General features: G+C 39.5%; 2 protein-coding genes. Both read left to right on the forward strand.

The features are described from left to right. Positions 1 to 229 precede the first annotated feature (229 nt). Positions 230 to 364 (forward strand): 50S ribosomal protein L34, encoded by a 135-nt coding sequence (rpmH, locus tag JMY00_RS13500; RefSeq protein ID WP_007394757.1) that lies wholly within the window; start codon positions 230 to 232, stop codon positions 362 to 364. Positions 365 to 543: 179 nt separating this feature from the next. After that, positions 544 to 853, forward strand: a 310-nt coding sequence (gene rnpA / locus JMY00_RS13505) for a ribonuclease P protein component (RefSeq protein WP_201580537.1), incomplete at its 3' end; no start/stop codon positions are given.

Here is an 853-nt window from a genome sequence, read left to right on the forward strand (position 1 = left end):
TATTATTATAGTGTTTGAGTCTAACTGTGGATAACTTTGTAATTCATATAATATATAACTATAAAATTTGGTTAACTAAAAATAGGTTTTTAGGAAGATATTCCTACTAGGTTCGTATGAGTTATTTATCATTTGGGGACAAAGCAAATTAGTTTATTGACCAAAACCATACTGAATGGTATAATCCTCCGTTATTACGAATTTAGTCCATTATTTTGATAGGTGAGTTATGAAACGTACATTCCAACCAAGCGTGATCAAGCGTAAACGTACTCACGGTTTCCGTGCTCGTATGGCAACTAAAAAAGGCCGTCAGGTCTTAGCTCGTCGCCGCGCTAAAGGACGTCATCGCCTTACTGTATAATCAGTAGATTGCGATAAGCATGGCTAATAGTGCTTGTTGTGTTCTTATTGTTTATAGATTGCGATAGTCAATCATCACAACTGACACTTAGCCATATATTAAAAGCGCCCGCATCGGCGCTTTTTTTGTCTCTATAATTTGTTATCATTTCTTCTATCGTTATTCTACTAGGTTGTACTATGTCCAATACTCTATCAGATACACCTGCAGCTAGTTTCACTAAACAGCAACGCCTGCTTACCCCTGCAGCCTTTCGTGAAGTATTTGACGCACCTGAGCGCAAGATTCATCAGAGTCATTTAATGGCTTTTGTACGCGCCAACGAGCATGCACAGCCGCGAGTCGGTATGGCTATTACTAAACGTAAAGTACCTACTGCTGTCGCTCGTAATCTGATCAAAAGATATGTACGTGAAGAGTTCAAGCGTCTAAAACACCTACAGACGATCAATCCAAACGTACGCCCTGAAGAGATTGAGCGTCTAGAGC

Origin of the sequence: Psychrobacter sp. Pi2-52 (genome assembly GCF_904846705.1) — a bacterium.
Lineage (GTDB): Bacteria > Pseudomonadota > Gammaproteobacteria > Pseudomonadales > Moraxellaceae > Psychrobacter.

Bases quoted from the DNA above. Each gene is read 5' to 3' on its own strand.
- rpmH (WP_007394757.1), top strand. From the start codon at position 230: ATGAAACGTACATTCCAACCAAGCGTGATCAAGCGTAAACGTACTCAC.